Origin of the sequence: Pseudomonas sp. MWU12-2345 (assembly GCF_023242385.1) — a bacterium.
GTDB classification, from domain to species: domain Bacteria; phylum Pseudomonadota; class Gammaproteobacteria; order Pseudomonadales; family Pseudomonadaceae; genus Aquipseudomonas; species Aquipseudomonas gingeri_D.
Genome location: NZ_JALLJA010000004.1, coordinates 113,523 through 127,146 on the forward strand (window position 1 = coordinate 113,523; position 13,624 = coordinate 127,146).

General features: G+C 61.5%; 12 protein-coding genes. 9 read left to right on the forward strand and 3 right to left on the reverse strand.

Annotated features, from left to right (window positions below):
* Nucleotides 1–28 precede the first annotated feature (28 nt).
* On the reverse strand, nucleotides 29–1,033 hold the full coding sequence (locus tag M5C71_RS10720) for a DUF4917 family protein (RefSeq protein ID WP_103498161.1): 1,005 nt from the start codon (nucleotides 1,031–1,033) through the stop codon (nucleotides 29–31).
* 191 nt (nucleotides 1,034–1,224) lie between these two features.
* Between M5C71_RS10720 and M5C71_RS10725 the strand changes: the two genes are divergently transcribed.
* The 6 genes from M5C71_RS10725 (at nucleotide 1,225) to M5C71_RS10750 (ending at nucleotide 7,712) form a co-directional block, all read left to right on the forward strand.
* Nucleotides 1,225–2,850, forward strand: coding sequence for a methyl-accepting chemotaxis protein (locus tag M5C71_RS10725; RefSeq protein WP_247263324.1), 1,626 nt, complete (start codon nucleotides 1,225–1,227; stop codon nucleotides 2,848–2,850).
* A gap of 55 nt (nucleotides 2,851–2,905) precedes the next feature.
* Complete coding sequence (locus M5C71_RS10730) at nucleotides 2,906–4,123, forward strand: HD-GYP domain-containing protein (protein WP_103496641.1); 1,218 nt, start codon at nucleotides 2,906–2,908, stop codon at nucleotides 4,121–4,123.
* 103 nt (nucleotides 4,124–4,226) lie between these two features.
* Nucleotides 4,227–5,375, forward strand: a complete 1,149-nt coding sequence (yiaY, locus tag M5C71_RS10735; protein WP_103496642.1) for an L-threonine dehydrogenase — start codon at nucleotides 4,227–4,229, stop codon at nucleotides 5,373–5,375.
* A gap of 129 nt (nucleotides 5,376–5,504) precedes the next feature.
* Entirely contained in the window at nucleotides 5,505–6,077 is a 573-nt protein-coding gene (locus M5C71_RS10740; RefSeq protein ID WP_103496643.1) for a TetR/AcrR family transcriptional regulator, read from the forward strand.
* An 89-nt stretch (nucleotides 6,078–6,166) separates the two neighbouring features.
* A complete protein-coding gene (locus tag M5C71_RS10745) occupies nucleotides 6,167–7,030 on the forward strand; it encodes an oxidoreductase (RefSeq protein WP_248767800.1) in 864 nt (287 codons plus the stop codon).
* A 10-nt stretch (nucleotides 7,031–7,040) separates the two neighbouring features.
* Nucleotides 7,041–7,712 carry an NAD(P)H-binding protein gene (locus M5C71_RS10750; RefSeq protein WP_103496645.1) on the forward strand — a complete coding sequence of 224 codons (672 nt, stop codon included), beginning with the start codon at nucleotides 7,041–7,043 and terminating at the stop codon, nucleotides 7,710–7,712.
* Here M5C71_RS10750 and M5C71_RS10755 read toward each other — a convergent pair.
* Nucleotides 7,687–8,211, reverse strand: a complete 525-nt coding sequence (locus M5C71_RS10755; protein ID WP_103496646.1) for a DMT family transporter — start codon at nucleotides 8,209–8,211, stop codon at nucleotides 7,687–7,689. The genes M5C71_RS10750 and M5C71_RS10755 overlap by 26 nt on opposite strands.
* 77 nt (nucleotides 8,212–8,288) lie before the next feature.
* On the opposite strand from M5C71_RS10755, the gene M5C71_RS10760 reads away from it, so the two are divergent.
* Complete coding sequence (locus M5C71_RS10760) at nucleotides 8,289–9,263, forward strand: LysR substrate-binding domain-containing protein (protein WP_248767801.1); 975 nt, start codon at nucleotides 8,289–8,291, stop codon at nucleotides 9,261–9,263.
* A 432-nt stretch (nucleotides 9,264–9,695) separates the two neighbouring features.
* On the opposite strand, the gene M5C71_RS10765 is transcribed toward M5C71_RS10760, so the two are convergent.
* Entirely contained in the window at nucleotides 9,696–11,219 is a 1,524-nt protein-coding gene (locus M5C71_RS10765; RefSeq protein WP_100938784.1) for a fumarate hydratase, read from the reverse strand.
* 349 nt (nucleotides 11,220–11,568) lie between these two features.
* On the opposite strand from M5C71_RS10765, the gene M5C71_RS10770 reads away from it, so the two are divergent.
* Together M5C71_RS10770 and M5C71_RS10775 are read left to right on the forward strand one after the other, a co-directional pair.
* Nucleotides 11,569–12,675 carry a GGDEF domain-containing protein gene (locus tag M5C71_RS10770; protein ID WP_248767802.1) on the forward strand — a complete coding sequence of 369 codons (1,107 nt, stop codon included), beginning with the start codon at nucleotides 11,569–11,571 and terminating at the stop codon, nucleotides 12,673–12,675.
* Nucleotides 12,668–13,606, forward strand: coding sequence for an iron-sulfur-binding ferredoxin reductase (locus M5C71_RS10775; protein WP_248767803.1), 939 nt, complete (start codon nucleotides 12,668–12,670; stop codon nucleotides 13,604–13,606). Before M5C71_RS10770 ends, M5C71_RS10775 begins: the two co-directional genes overlap by 8 nt.
* Nucleotides 13,607–13,624 lie beyond the last annotated feature (18 nt).

The following is a 13,624-nucleotide window of genomic DNA, read 5'->3' on the forward strand; positions in this document are numbered from 1 at the left end:
ACTTCCTGCTGTTCATCGGGCGGGTATCTCAGGCCTCGGGAGGGACCTGCAGTTGCGGGTTACCCAGCGGATGGCTCTTGGCATCGAAAAACCGCAGCGTCACTTCCCGGCCCTCGAACAGCTGGGTGAAGTGGCGCTTCTGATGCTGGATAAAGGCCTGGCTGCGTGGGTAGATCGAAATCGCCAGGGTCTGGATTCGCGCATCCAGCAGGGCCTGGACGATATGCCGGTCCTGCGCGCCGAGGTTGTGGCCGAAGATGCACAGGGCGTCCTGATGCCCGGCCAGTTGCCCGTAGCAGTACGACAGGTAATCCGAATGACGGATCGCCTTGAGCTTGTCCTGCGCATTCCCCTCGCTGACGAACAACGGCACATCGCCCAGGGTATTGATCGCGAAACTGCCCAGCAGGGTGCTTTCCGAAGAGGTCAGCTTGCGTGTGCTGCCGTCGAGGTTCTTCACCAGGTGCAGGCCGCCGTGCAGGTACAGGACGCGGGTGCCACGGGCATCAAGGTCGCCCAGGTCGAAGGTCGAGTCGTCCGTGCGGAACAGATCGTCGAACGGCTCGGGTGCCTGCATGATCGCCCAGTAGGTGAGCAGGTCGTAGTTGGTCGAGTAAAGGGTGCGGTAGCGACTCAGTTCGGCATTGATCAGCGCCAGGCTCTCGGGCTGCACCCGCATCCAGGGGATATGCACCGAGCGGATCGCATGGATCAGCGCTTCCTTGACCGCGAAGTAGCGATTGCGCGGCGACGACGAACTGATGGTCAGCGCCGCATTGACCCGGATGGTGCTTTTCAGGGCGCTGAGCACCTGTTCGAAGTTGCTGGTTTCCAGGGCCTTGAACACCGCCAGCTCGCTCAGCCCCAGCGGACGGTTGCGGGTGGTCTGGGCCAGCTCGAACAGCGAGTCGTAGGCAAATGCCTGCCACATCGCCCGGCTTGCGCCGTTGCCGATCAACAGGCCGCTGCAGGCGATTTCTGCACGCAGGGCGTTCCAGTCTTCTAATGTTGTATCAAATGCCTGGAGTTCCATCGTTGCCATTCGTCGGTTGCCAAATCTGAGGAGAATCAACGGTGGACTTTAACACGGGCCCTCTAGAGTCATTTCCTCATTCCGTGCCGGGAGATTTTTTCCACGAGGTGTCTTTTCCAGTGATATCGTAGTGATATCTCTTTTGGGTGTTTTTTCCAGTGCAATGGAATGCCGAATAAAGGGTGATCGATATGTCAGTCAGAAACCTGAAAATAGCCACACGCGCTTTTCTGAGTTTTGCCTTTGTCACACTGCTGTTGATTGCCCTGGGCGTGCTGGCGTTATGGAAAATGCATCTGATTCGCGAGGCAGCGGTCGACTTGCAGGATAACTGGATGGCCAGCCTGCGACAGGCCGGGCGGGTCGAGTTGACCCTCTATCGGATACGCCTGGAGAGCTTTCGTCTGGTCTCGGCCACCGATGCCCAGATGAAACAGACCGAAGCCGCCCGTATCCAGGAACTTAAGGCCACACTCGATCAGCAGATCAAGGCCTATGCACCGCTGGTCTCGAGCCCCGAGGAGCAAGCGGTCTACGAGACGGTACAGCGTAATGCCAACCTCTATGAGCAGAAACTCGCCGAGACGTTGCAGATCGCCAGCGAGAAGGGGGCCGAAGCGGCGCTTGTTCTGCTCAATAACGTGATCCCGCCTTTGGTCAATGAGCTGCAAACCAACATCGAGGCGCTGGAAAAAATCAATGACGATGGTGCCGTGCAGTCCGGTATCACGGCCCAGCAGCAGTTCGACGGCGGTTTTTATCTGACTATCGCCATCATTGTCGTTTCTTGCGTCTTGACGGTATTGCTGGCGATTATCTTTACCCGCAGCCTGACCGGCCCGTTGCGCTTGTTGCTCGGCTCGACCCGGAAGATCGCCGAGGGCGACCTGCGCACCGAAGTACAGGTGGACGGCAAGGACGAATTGGCCGAGCTGCAGGCCTCGACCGCGGCCATGCAGGCCAGCCTGAAAAATACCCTGCGGCATATCAGCAACTCCTCCACGCAGTTGGCGTCGGCCGCGGAAGAAATGAGCGCGGTGACCGGCGAGTCCAATCGCGGTATTCAACGCCAGAGCCTGGAGACCGACCAGGCCGCCACGGCGGTCAATGAAATGACCGCGGCGGTCGAGGAAGTGGCCCGCAATGCCGTGGCGGCCTCGCAGTCCACCCAGCGTTCCGAAGTCTCGACCCGTACCGGGGCGGACCGTGTGCACCGCACGATTGCCTCCATCGAAACCCTGAGTTCGACCGTCAAGGCCACCGGGCAGGAAGTCGAATCCCTGGCGCAGCAGGCCCAGAACATCAGCAAGGTGCTGGATGTGATCCGGGCCATCGCCGAACAGACCAACCTGCTGGCGCTCAACGCCGCCATCGAAGCCGCCCGGGCCGGTGAACAGGGCCGTGGCTTTGCCGTGGTTGCTGATGAGGTGCGGGCCCTGGCGCACCGTACCCAGGTTTCAACCCAGGAAATCGAACAGATGATCGGTGCCATCCAGAACGGGACCGGGCAGGCGGTGGTCTCGATGCAACGTAGCAATGAAGAGGCGGACAAGACGCTGTTGATTGCCCATGAAGCCGGTTCGGCCTTGTCCGAAATTGCCCAGGCCATCAGCGAGATCAACGACCGCAACCTGATGATCGCGACCGCTTCCGAGGAGCAGGCCCAGGTCGCCCGGTCGGTGGACCAGAACCTGATCAGTATCCGCGACCTGTCGATCCAGAGCTCATCGGCGGCGAGCCAGACCCTGGCGGCCAGTCATGAGCTGTCCAAGCTCGCGGTGGAATTGAACAAGGTGGTCACGCAGTTCTCGATTTGAGTCCCAGGCGGTCGCCCCCGACTCTTTATTTGACGCATCCGTTCGGAGACGTGAAATGGACCCGGATATCTGTAAAGGCTGTATCAAGATCGAGGTGGCCCGGCTGGCCATCGGCATGCAGATCGAAGCACTGGATCGGCCGTGGGAGGAAACCACCTTTTCCTTTCGTGAGTTCCGTATACGCCGTGAGGAGGAACTGCGGTTGCTGCGCGAGAACTGCAAGTATGCCTGGGTAGCGGTTGCCAGTGCTCATACGCCGTCGGCCGACAGCCCGGTTGAATGCCCGGTGCTCGCCGAGCCGGTCGACTTCAATGTGGAAATGGCCGAGGCTCAGCTCGCCTGGGGCTCGGCCCGGGCACAGTCCTGGCGCATCCTTGAGGCCGTAGAGATGGGCGAGCCGATTCAGGTTGGCGCCGTGAAAGCGGTGGTCAAGGACTGTGTCGACAGTATCCTGCGCAACCCTTCGGCCTTGCTCTGGCTGACCCGCATCAAGTTCCAGGACGATTACACCGCCGAGCATTCGCTGCGGGTGGCAATGCTGTCCATTGCTCTGGGCCGCGAATTGGGCTTGCCGGCCTCGGAACTGGAAGAAGTCGGGGTCGGAGCCATGCTCCACGATGTCGGCAAGCTCAAGGTTCCCGGAGAGATCCTGAACAAGCCGTCGGCGTTGTCGGAGCAGGAATACGCCATCATGAAAAACCACCCCATGGAAGGCTATACCTTGCTCACCAGCCAGACCGGCGTGCCGTTGGCGGCACTCGATGTGGTGCTGTCGCACCATGAGCGGGTGGACGGGGCGGGCTATCCCCATGGCTTGAGTGCCGAGGGGATTCCCTTTTATGCGCGGATCGTCGCGGTGACTGACGCCTATGATGCCATCAGCAGTGACCGGGTCTACAGCAAGGGGCGTTCGACCCTCGAGTCCCTGCGCATCCTGTTCAAAGCGGCCAACAGCCATTTCGACGAGCAGATTGTCAGCGCGTTCATTCGCCTGATCGGCCTGTATCCCAGCGGCGAAATCGTCGAGATGACCAATGACGAAGTCGCGATCATCCTCGGCGCGCCGCCCTGCAATCGACTCAAGCCGCGTCTGTTGCGCGTTCTCGGAGCCGACAAGCGGCGCTGCCCGGAGAAGCTTATCGATCTGGCCGACAGCACCTTCGATGCCATGGGCCGGCCCTATGCGATTCGCCAGGTTTGTTCGTCCGGGGCCTTTGGCGTTGATATCGAGGCTTATCGCCGACGTGGGCTGATCCAGATAAACGGCGCCTGACAAACGGTGTTGTGGATCCAGGTTTTCCTTGCGTCAGGTCAAGGTCAGGGGTGGGTCTTCGACTGAAGCTGACGGGAGTCCGTCAGCTAAAGGAAGACCTACTGTGAGCAGCACATTTTTTATTCCCGCCGTGAATATCATGGGCATTGATTGCCTGGACGAAGCCATGGGCGCGATCCGCAAGCATGGCTTTCGCAAAGCGCTGATCGTTACCGACGCCGGGCTGGCCAAGGCCGGCGTCGCCGCACGGATTGCCGGGTTGTTGGCGATGCAGGATATCGATTCGGTCGTGTTCGATGGCGCCAAACCGAATCCGAGCATCGACAACGTCGAGAAGGGCTTGGTGGCACTCAAGGCTGGCCAATGCGATTTCATTGTGTCCCTGGGCGGCGGCTCGCCCCATGACTGTGCCAAGGGCATCGCCCTGTGCGCCACCAATGGCGGGCATATCCGCGACTATGAAGGCGTCGACCGCTCAGCCAAGCCGCAACTGCCGCTGGTGGCCATCAATACCACCGCCGGTACCGCCAGTGAGATGACCCGTTTCTGCATCATCACCGATGAATCGCGCCACGTGAAAATGGCGATTGTCGACCGTAACGTCACGCCGTTGCTGTCGGTCAACGACCCGGCGCTGATGGTTGCCATGCCCAAGGGACTGACCGCCGCTACCGGCATGGATGCCCTGACCCATGCCATCGAAGCTTATGTGTCGACGGCGGCGACGCCGATCACCGACGCCTGCGCGATCAAAGCCATTGAACTGATCAGCGCCAACCTGCGCCAGGCCGTGTTTGATGGCGCCGACCTGCAGGCCCGGGAAAGCATGGCCTACGCGCAGTTCCTCGCGGGCATGGCGTTCAACAATGCCTCGCTGGGTTTCGTGCATGCCATGGCGCACCAGTTGGGCGGCTTCTACGACTTGCCCCATGGCGTGTGCAATGCGGTGCTGCTGCCCCATGTGCAGAGTTTCAATGCGCTGGTCTGTCCGCAACGCCTGAGTGATGTGGCCAAGGCGCTGGGTGCCGACATTCGTGGCATGAGTGCAGAGGAGGGTGCCCAGGCGGCCATTGCGGCGATTCGCAGTCTGGCCAAGGATGTCGAGATTCCGGCCGGTCTGCGGGAGTTGGGCGCCAAGTTGCAGGACATCCCGATCCTCGCCACCAATGCCCTGAAGGACGCTTGCGGCCTGACCAATCCACGGGCGGCGGATCAGCGGCAGATCGAAGAGATTTTCCGCAGCGCGTTCTGAGGCAAAACCCCATCACCCAGCGCCTTCCCCGGTCGGGGAGGGCGCTGTCACGACCAGCGGGCTTGCAAACCCGCGTTCAGACAGGTTTAATTGAGTGATTACTCATTTATAAGTTGAACGCTGCTCCCCATGGCCCGTCCCAAAAGTGAAGACAAACGCAACGCCATCCTCAGTGCCGCCATCGAGGTGTTCGCCGAGCAGGGCCTGGGTTGTCCGACGCTGAAGATCGCCCGGCTCGCCGGGGTCGCCGAGGGCACCTTGTTCAACTACTTCAGTTCCAAGGACGTGTTGCTCAACGAACTCTACCTGCATATCAAGGCCGAGTTGCGAGATGTGATGATGCCCGGTTACCCGCGCACGGAAACGGTGAAGAAGCGCGCCCGGCACGCCTGGCAGAGTTATGTCGACTGGGGCGTCGCCGAACCGCAGAAACGCAAGGTGGTGGCTTTGCTCGGGATGTCCGCGCAGGTTACCGAACAGAGCAAGTTGCTGGGGATGCAGGACTTCTGCGAGGTCAACGAGATGATGCAGGAAAGCATTGCCAGCGGCCTGTTCCGCGACCAGCCGGCGGCGTTTGTCTCGGCGATCATGGGCGCCCTGGCCGATACCACCATCGACTTTATCCGCCGCGAACCCGACCAGGCCGAGCGTTATGCCGAAGCCGGTTTCCAGGCGTTCTGGAGTGCTACCGCCAAGGAGTAGGCGAGGCTGTTTCTTGTATTGAAGCTTTGCGTTGAAAATGAGTGAGTGCTCACTCAATATTAATCTCAATAGTCGTAAGGAGTACAAGCATGTCTAAGGTCTGGTTGATTACCGGCAGTGCCAGCGGTTTGGGTCGCAATGTCGCCGAGGCGGTACTGGCGGCGGGGGAACGCCTGGTGGCGACGGCGCGGGAGCCACGGCGGCTGGATGATCTGGTGGCGCGTTATGGCGATCAGGTGCGGGTGGTGGCTCTGGATGTCACGGATGCAGCGGCGGCTGAAGCGGCGGTGAAGGTGGCGGTCGATACCTTTGGTCGGCTCGACGTACTGGTCAACAATGCCGGTTACGGTCATCTCGCACCTTTCGAGCAGACGGAGGCAGAGGCGTTCCGCGCCGAGGTCGAGACCAATTTCTTCGGCGTGGTCAACCTGACCCGCGCCGCATTGCCGGTGATGCGCGCGCAACGCAGCGGGCACATCCTGCAGATCTCCTCCGTGGGTGGGCGTCTGGGCATGCCCGGGCTCAGCGCCTATCAGGCGGCGAAGTGGGCGGTGGGTGGTTTTACCGAAGTGGTCGCGCAGGAAGTGGCGCCGTTGGGGATCAGGATCTGTGCCGTGGAGCCGGGTGGCATGCGCACCAACTGGGCGGTGCGTGCAGGCCAGGGCACACCCACGATCATCGACGACTACCTGCCTAGCGTCGGTGCGATCCAGGAATTGCTCGGTACCTACGCCGGCAATGAGCCGAGCGATCCGGATCGGATTGCGCAGATCCTGCTGAAGCTGGCCTATCACGAGCAACTGCCGCTGCACCTGTTGATCGGCAACGATGCCTTGCAGTACTGCGAGCAGGCCGAGACCGCCCGTGCCGAGGCGGGCGAGCGTTGGCTGGAGGTCAGTCGCGCCGCCGACTACAGTGCTCCTGTCGAGCTGCCAGCATTTCCAACCCATTGAGAGGTCGTCCATGAACGTCTTGTTGTTCGGTGCCACCGGCATGGTCGGCCAGGGTGTATTACGTGAATGCCTGCTGGCGGGCGATGTGCAGCAGGTCCGGGTCATTGGCCGTACGCCGGTGACCCAGACCGATCCGAAGCTCAGCCAGGTGGTGCACGCCGACCTGTTCAACTACCAGGGCATCGAGGCCGAGTTGCAGGGCTTCGATGCCTGCTTCTTCTGCCTGGGTATCTCGGTGGTGGGCCTGGACGAGGCGCAATACACCCGGGTGACCTACGACCTGACGCTGGCCGCGGCCGAGACCTTGTCGCGGCTCAATCCGAACATGACCTTTGTCTATGTCACGGGGGCGGGCACCGACAGCAGTGAAAAGGGCCGCAGCATGTGGGCGCGGGTCAAGGGCCGTACCGAAAACGCCTTGCAACGCTTGCCGTTCAAGGCGGTTTACCTGATGCGTCCCGGTGCGATCCAGCCGTTGCATGGCGTGCGCTCCAAGACTGCGCTCTACCAGGCGGTCTACACGCTGGCCGGGCCGTTGATGAGTGTGTTGCGGCGGTTGTGGCCGGACACCATCCAGACCACCGAAACCATTGGCCGGGCGATGTTGGCGGTGGCCCGAAATGGTGGGCCGCAGCCGATTCTCGATCCCAAGGCGATCAATCAACTGTCTTCGCGAGGTTGAGGCTTGGCTGGGTGGCGGCGGCTGGCGAAGTGTTTTTTGGGGTGGCGGTGAACTGGATCATCGTCACGCCGGCGATCAGCAGCACGGCACCGACCATTCTCGGTACGCTCATATGGCGTTCCACCAGCCCGAACAGGCCGAAGTGGTCGAGCACCAAAGAGGCGACCACTTGCCCGGCCAGCGCCAGGGCGACAAATCCTCCTGCCCCTAGCTTGGGCACCAGCAACACTGCCAAGGCCACGAAACACACACCGAATACGCCGCCGAGCCAGATCCAGGTCGGCGCCCTGGTGGCAAATTCCAGGTTCGGGAACGGCAAGCGTAGTGCGAGCATCACCGGCAACAACACCGCCATGCTCACCAGCAGCGAGACCAGTGTCGCCCATAACGGGTGACCGAGGCCGCGGCCGAGGTTCGCGTTGATTGCGCTCTGAAACGGCACGACTGCGCCGGCGATGGCGGCCAGGGCCAGCAGGCCAGCCCAGCTCAAGGTACTCATAATCATTCTCCAACAGGTTTTGCTGGACTCTAAGGTATTCGCGGGGCAAATTTAAATTCCAAGAAAATATCCAGAACATGCATCGGATGAATGATCTTCGTCGCATCGACCTCAACCTGCTGGTGATCCTCGACGCCTTGCTCGCCGAGCAGCACGTGACCCGTGCCGCCGAGCGCCTGCACCTGAGCCAGCCGGCGGTCAGTCATGCCTTGGCGCGCCTGCGCGACTTGCTGGGTGATCCGCTGCTGGTGCGAGTCGGCGGCGGGTTGGTGCCGACGGCGCGGGCACTGGAACTGGCGTTACCGTTGAGCGATGCGTTGGGGCGAGTGCAGGACCTGCTGGCTCCGCAAGGTTTTGATCCTGCGTCGGCCAAGCGCACGTTTCGCTTGGCGATGTCCGACTATGGCGCGGCGATGTTGTTGCCGGGTCTGGTTCGGGGGTTGCGGCGGGATGCGCCGGGGATCGACCTGCAGATCACCCAGGCCAGTCGCGAGGGCATGCTGGAGCTGTTGCTCAATGGCGATATCGATGCGGCCACCGGGGTGTTCCCGGATTTTTCGCCGGCGTTGCGCAGTACCCATCTGTTCAGCGAACACTACGCCTGCCTGGTGGACCGGGACAGTTTGCCTGCAGAGGGCGTGCTTGATCTGCCGGGCTACCTGTCGCGGCCGCATGTGTTGCTGGAAATGCGTGGCAGCGGGACGGCGGAAATCGAGCGGGCGCTGAGTGCGATTCATCAGCGTCGGCGAGTGGCGATCAGCTTGCCGCATTGGGGTGTGGCGCCGCAGTTGATTGCCGGTACGGACCTGATTTTGACCGTGGCTTCGCGCAACTTGCGTAATATCGATCATGAGCGGCTGGTGGTGGTACCGCCGCCTTTCGAAATCCCCTCGTTCGACTTTATTTTTGTCTGGCACCAGCGCCGGGATGGGGATCAGGCATTGGGGTGGTTGCGCGAGTGCATGCGCGCGGTGGTGACTGTGGGCACGCTGGATAGAGGTGCAATGGGGGGCTGTTTTTCGGCTATTGGAGGACGTTTCTCTTTCTCTTGACTGAAGTTTCCTAGAAAATCCAGATCGCTTGCGCCAGGAAAATCACGGGACTAGGCTCTGGTCCGTCACTGCTATTTCAGTGATCGGGTTTAGCAGCCCGATTGACTTCCAGGCGCACAGAAAGCGCCCATATCCATTTGGCGGGCGCTTTTTTCATGTCCGCTTCATGCGTTATGGCAGCTGTGCGTGGGGCGCCTGATCGAACTGGCGCGCAAGCGTGTGGATGACACCTTGCAGCTCTGGCCTGTCTCCAGTCACGCCTGAATGTAGGAACTGGCTTGCCGGCGATGGCGGACGATCAAGCACCGCAAGGCTCAAGGGCCTCATCGCCGGCAGGCCAGCTCTACAGGTACCGCGTGTTCCCCAAGATCGCAGGCAATAAAAAAGCGGCCCGGATCAACCGGGCCGCTTCTATTCCTGCAACAAAAGCGCTTACTGCACTTCCACCGCCAGGCTGTCGTGGATCTTCTTCTGCCAGATCGCCGGGCCGGTGATATGCACCGACTCGCCCTTGGAGTCGACCGCGACCGTGACCGGCATGTCCTTGACCTCGAACTCGTAGATCGCTTCCATGCCCAGTTCGGCAAAGGCCACGACCTTGGATTTCTTGATCGCCTGGGCTACCAGGTAGGCAGCGCCACCCACGGCCATCAGGTACACGGCCTTGTAGTCCTTGATCGCTTCGATGGCGGTCGGGCCGCGCTCGGATTTGCCGATCATGCCCAGCAAGCCGGTCTGGTCGAGGATCTGCCGGGTGAATTTGTCCATGCGCGTTGCCGTGGTCGGACCGGCCGGCCCGACCACTTCTTCACGCACCGGATCAACCGGGCCGACGTAGTAGATAAAGCGACCCTTGAGGTCCACCGGCAAGGTTTCACCCTTGTTGAGCATTTCCACCATGCGCTTGTGCGCGGCGTCGCGGCCGGTGAGCATCTTGCCGTTGAGCAGGACGGTTTCGCCCGGCTTCCAGCTCTGCACGTCTTCCGGGGTCAGGGTGTCGAGGTTGACGCGACGGGCCGACGGACCGGCTTCCCAGACGATTTCCGGGTAGGCGTCCAACGGTGGCGCTTCCAGCGAGGCCGGGCCGGAGCCGTCGAGCACGAAGTGCGCGTGGCGGGTGGCGGCGCAGTTGGGGATCATGCACACCGGCAGGGACGCCGCGTGCGTCGGGTAATCCATGATTTTCACGTCGAGCACGGTGGTCAAACCACCCAGGCCCTGGGCACCGATGCCCAGTTGGTTGACCTTCTCGAACAGCTCCAGGCGCATTTCTTCGATGCGGTTGGACGGGCCACGCTTCTTCAGCTCGTGGATGTCGATGGACTCCATCAACACTTCCTTGGCCATGACCGCGGCTTTCTCGGCGGTGCCGCCGATGCCGATGCCGAGCATGCCCGGTGGGCACCAGCCGGCACCCATGGTTGGCACCGTCTTCAGCACCCAGTCGACGATCGAGTCGGACGGGTTGAGCATGGCCATTTTCGATTTGTTCTCGGAGCCGCCGCCCTTGGCCGCGACGTCCACTTCCACGGTGTTACCCGGAACGATGGAGTAATGGATGACCGCCGGGGTGTTGTCCTTGGTGTTCTTGCGCGCACCGGCCGGGTCGGCCAGGATCGAAGCACGCAGGACGTTTTCCGGCAGGTTGTAGGCGCGACGCACGCCTTCGTTGATCATGTCGTCCAGGCCCATGGTGGCACCGTCCCAGCGCACATCCATGCCCACGCGCACGAACACGGTGACAATCCCGGTGTCCTGGCAGATCGGCCGGTGGCCGGTGGCGCACATGCGCGAGTTGATCAGGATCTGGGCCATGGAGTCGCGGGCCGCCGGCGACTCTTCCCGCAGGTAGGCCTCGTGCATGGCCTGGATGAAATCCACGGGGTGGTAGTAGGAAATGAACTGCAGGGCGTCGGCAACGCTCTGTATCAGGTCGTCTTGCTTGATCACGGTCATGGGTCGCGCTCCTCTATAAAGACGGGAACATGGAAATAAGGTGTTTGCGACCGGTTTGCATCTGGTCTGTCGAAAACATCTTTTGAGACGGGCCGGGCACGCATGACCGGCACAAAATAAGGCGCGGCAGTATAACCCGCCCTTGAGCCCGGCACATCCGTCAGTGGTCAAACCAAGGTCGCAGGAGCGTCGGCACTTTTCTTGCGTCCTTATCTTGTCCTCTCGTCCAGATTAAAGTGTACGAGTGGCAAAAAATTGAATAGTTATTTTTGATCCAGATCACTAGAGTGGCAAGTGGCCTGTACGGGAAGGAAACCCCTTGAGCCCTCAGCGCAAAGTGAGTCAAAGATTGACCCATAAAGCCATACAGACTCTGTTACGCAAACGCTTTGCCCTGGCTGCCGGCACCTATCTACTGCTGTTGTCGCTGTTGTGGGTAGCGATTTTCACCGATAACTATGAGGCCAGCGTAACCACGGGCCTGATAGGCAGCGGCCTGGTGATTCTCAGCCAGGGCGTACTCGGCTGGCTGTTTATCAGTGGCCGCAACCGGCATTTTCGCGATCCCAGCCTGACCGAGCTGCAAGTGCTCATAGGCCTGGGTTGGCAGACCTACCTGATGGCCAACCTCGAACAGGCCCGCGGCGCCTTCCTGGTGTTTTATCCGTTGGTGCTGCTGTTTGGCATGTTTCATCTGCCGCAACGCAAATTCGTGCGCTGTGCGGTGCTGGTGTTCTTTTCGTTTGCCGCGCTTAATCTCTGGGAGGGTTACCACTTCCAGTTGCCGGACCCGGGCCTGGCGTTGCTGCAGGTGTGCGTGCTGTTCGTCGTGTTGCTGTGGTTGTGTCTCTACGCCAGCTATGTGCAAGCCTCCCGTCAGCGTATGCGCCAGCGCCGCTTTGCCTTGCAGGCCCACCAGGACACCCTGCGCGGGATGATGCGCCAGTTGGAAGACCTGGTGGCGACCGATGAACTGACCGGGCTTTACAATAGACGGCATTTCCTGCGCCTGGCTTCCCGTGAACTGGAGCTGATGGACGCGGATGTGGTCCATGGCCTGGCCTTGATCGACCTCGATCATTTCAAGCGGATCAACGATATGCACGGGCATGCTGCCGGCGACCAGGTCTTGCAGGCGTTCGCCGCGGTGGCCATGGCCTGTGTGCGCGACGGCGATGTGCTGGCGCGCTACGGTGGAGAAGAATTCGTGTTGCTGTTGCCCAATGCTGATCCCGAGCGCCTGACCTCCTGTTGCGAGCGCTTGCGTCTGGCCTTTACCCAGGTGGAACTGATGGGGATGGCGGTGAATAACCTGAGCCTGTCGGTCGGCATGACGCTGGTGGGAGTGGAAGACGACCTCGACGATGCCTTGCAGCGCGCCGACCAGGCGCTCTACCGCGCCAAACGTGACGGCCGTAATCGCTGCTGCGCGGCCTGGGAATACACCGATGCCTGAGCTGCGGGTGGGCGAACGGGGCTGGTCGGTGGCGGTCGGCAGCAACCTGCTCGATGCCTTGAACCAGGCAGGCGTGGCGGTGCCCTACAGCTGCCGGGCGGGCAGTTGCCATGCTTGCCTGGTACGTTGCGTACACGGCGAGACGCAGGACAACCGGCCGGAGGCCCTGGCTTTCGCCCAGCGCGAGCGCGGCTGGCGGCTGGCCTGTCAGTGCCAGGTGCGCGAAGACCTCCAGGTCGAGGTCTTCGACCCGCGTCGTGACGGTTTGTCGGCAACGGTGGCTGAGCTGGAATGGCTGAGCCCGACGGTCCTGCGTCTGCGCCTGCTGCCCGAGCGGCCCTTGCGCTACAGCGCAGGCCAGCATCTGGTGCTGTGGACGGAACAGGGCGTCGCTCGGCCTTATTCCCTGGCCAGCTTGCCTGAAGAGGACCGCTATCTGGAGTTTCATCTTGATTGCCGGCAGCCCGGCGCCTTCAGCGATGCGGCGCGACAGCTTCAACTCGGCGCGCCGATTCGCCTGGGCGAATTGCGTGGCGGAGCCTTGCATTACGACCCGGACTGGCATGCCCGGCCGCTCTGGTTGCTGGCGGCTGGTACGGGGCTGGCGCCGTTATGGGGAGTGTTGCGCGAGGCGCTGCGCCAAGGCCATGAAGGGCCGATCCGTCTGGTTCACCTGGCCCACGAGGGTGCCGAGCATTATCTGGCTTCGGCGCTGAATGAACTGGTCGCGCAGGTTCCCAACCTGAGCGTCGACTATGTGACGGGGGCCGAACTGCCGGACTTTCTGGCCAAACTGCGTCTTGTCTCCCGGCAAACCCTGGCTCTACTCTGTGGTGCCCCGGCGAGTGTCGAGGCGTTTGCCAAACGTCTGTACCTGTCCGGGCTGCCGCGCAATCAACTGTTGGCCGATGTGTTCGTGCCGCACGCCTGAGCGCCGGGTCCCCACAAC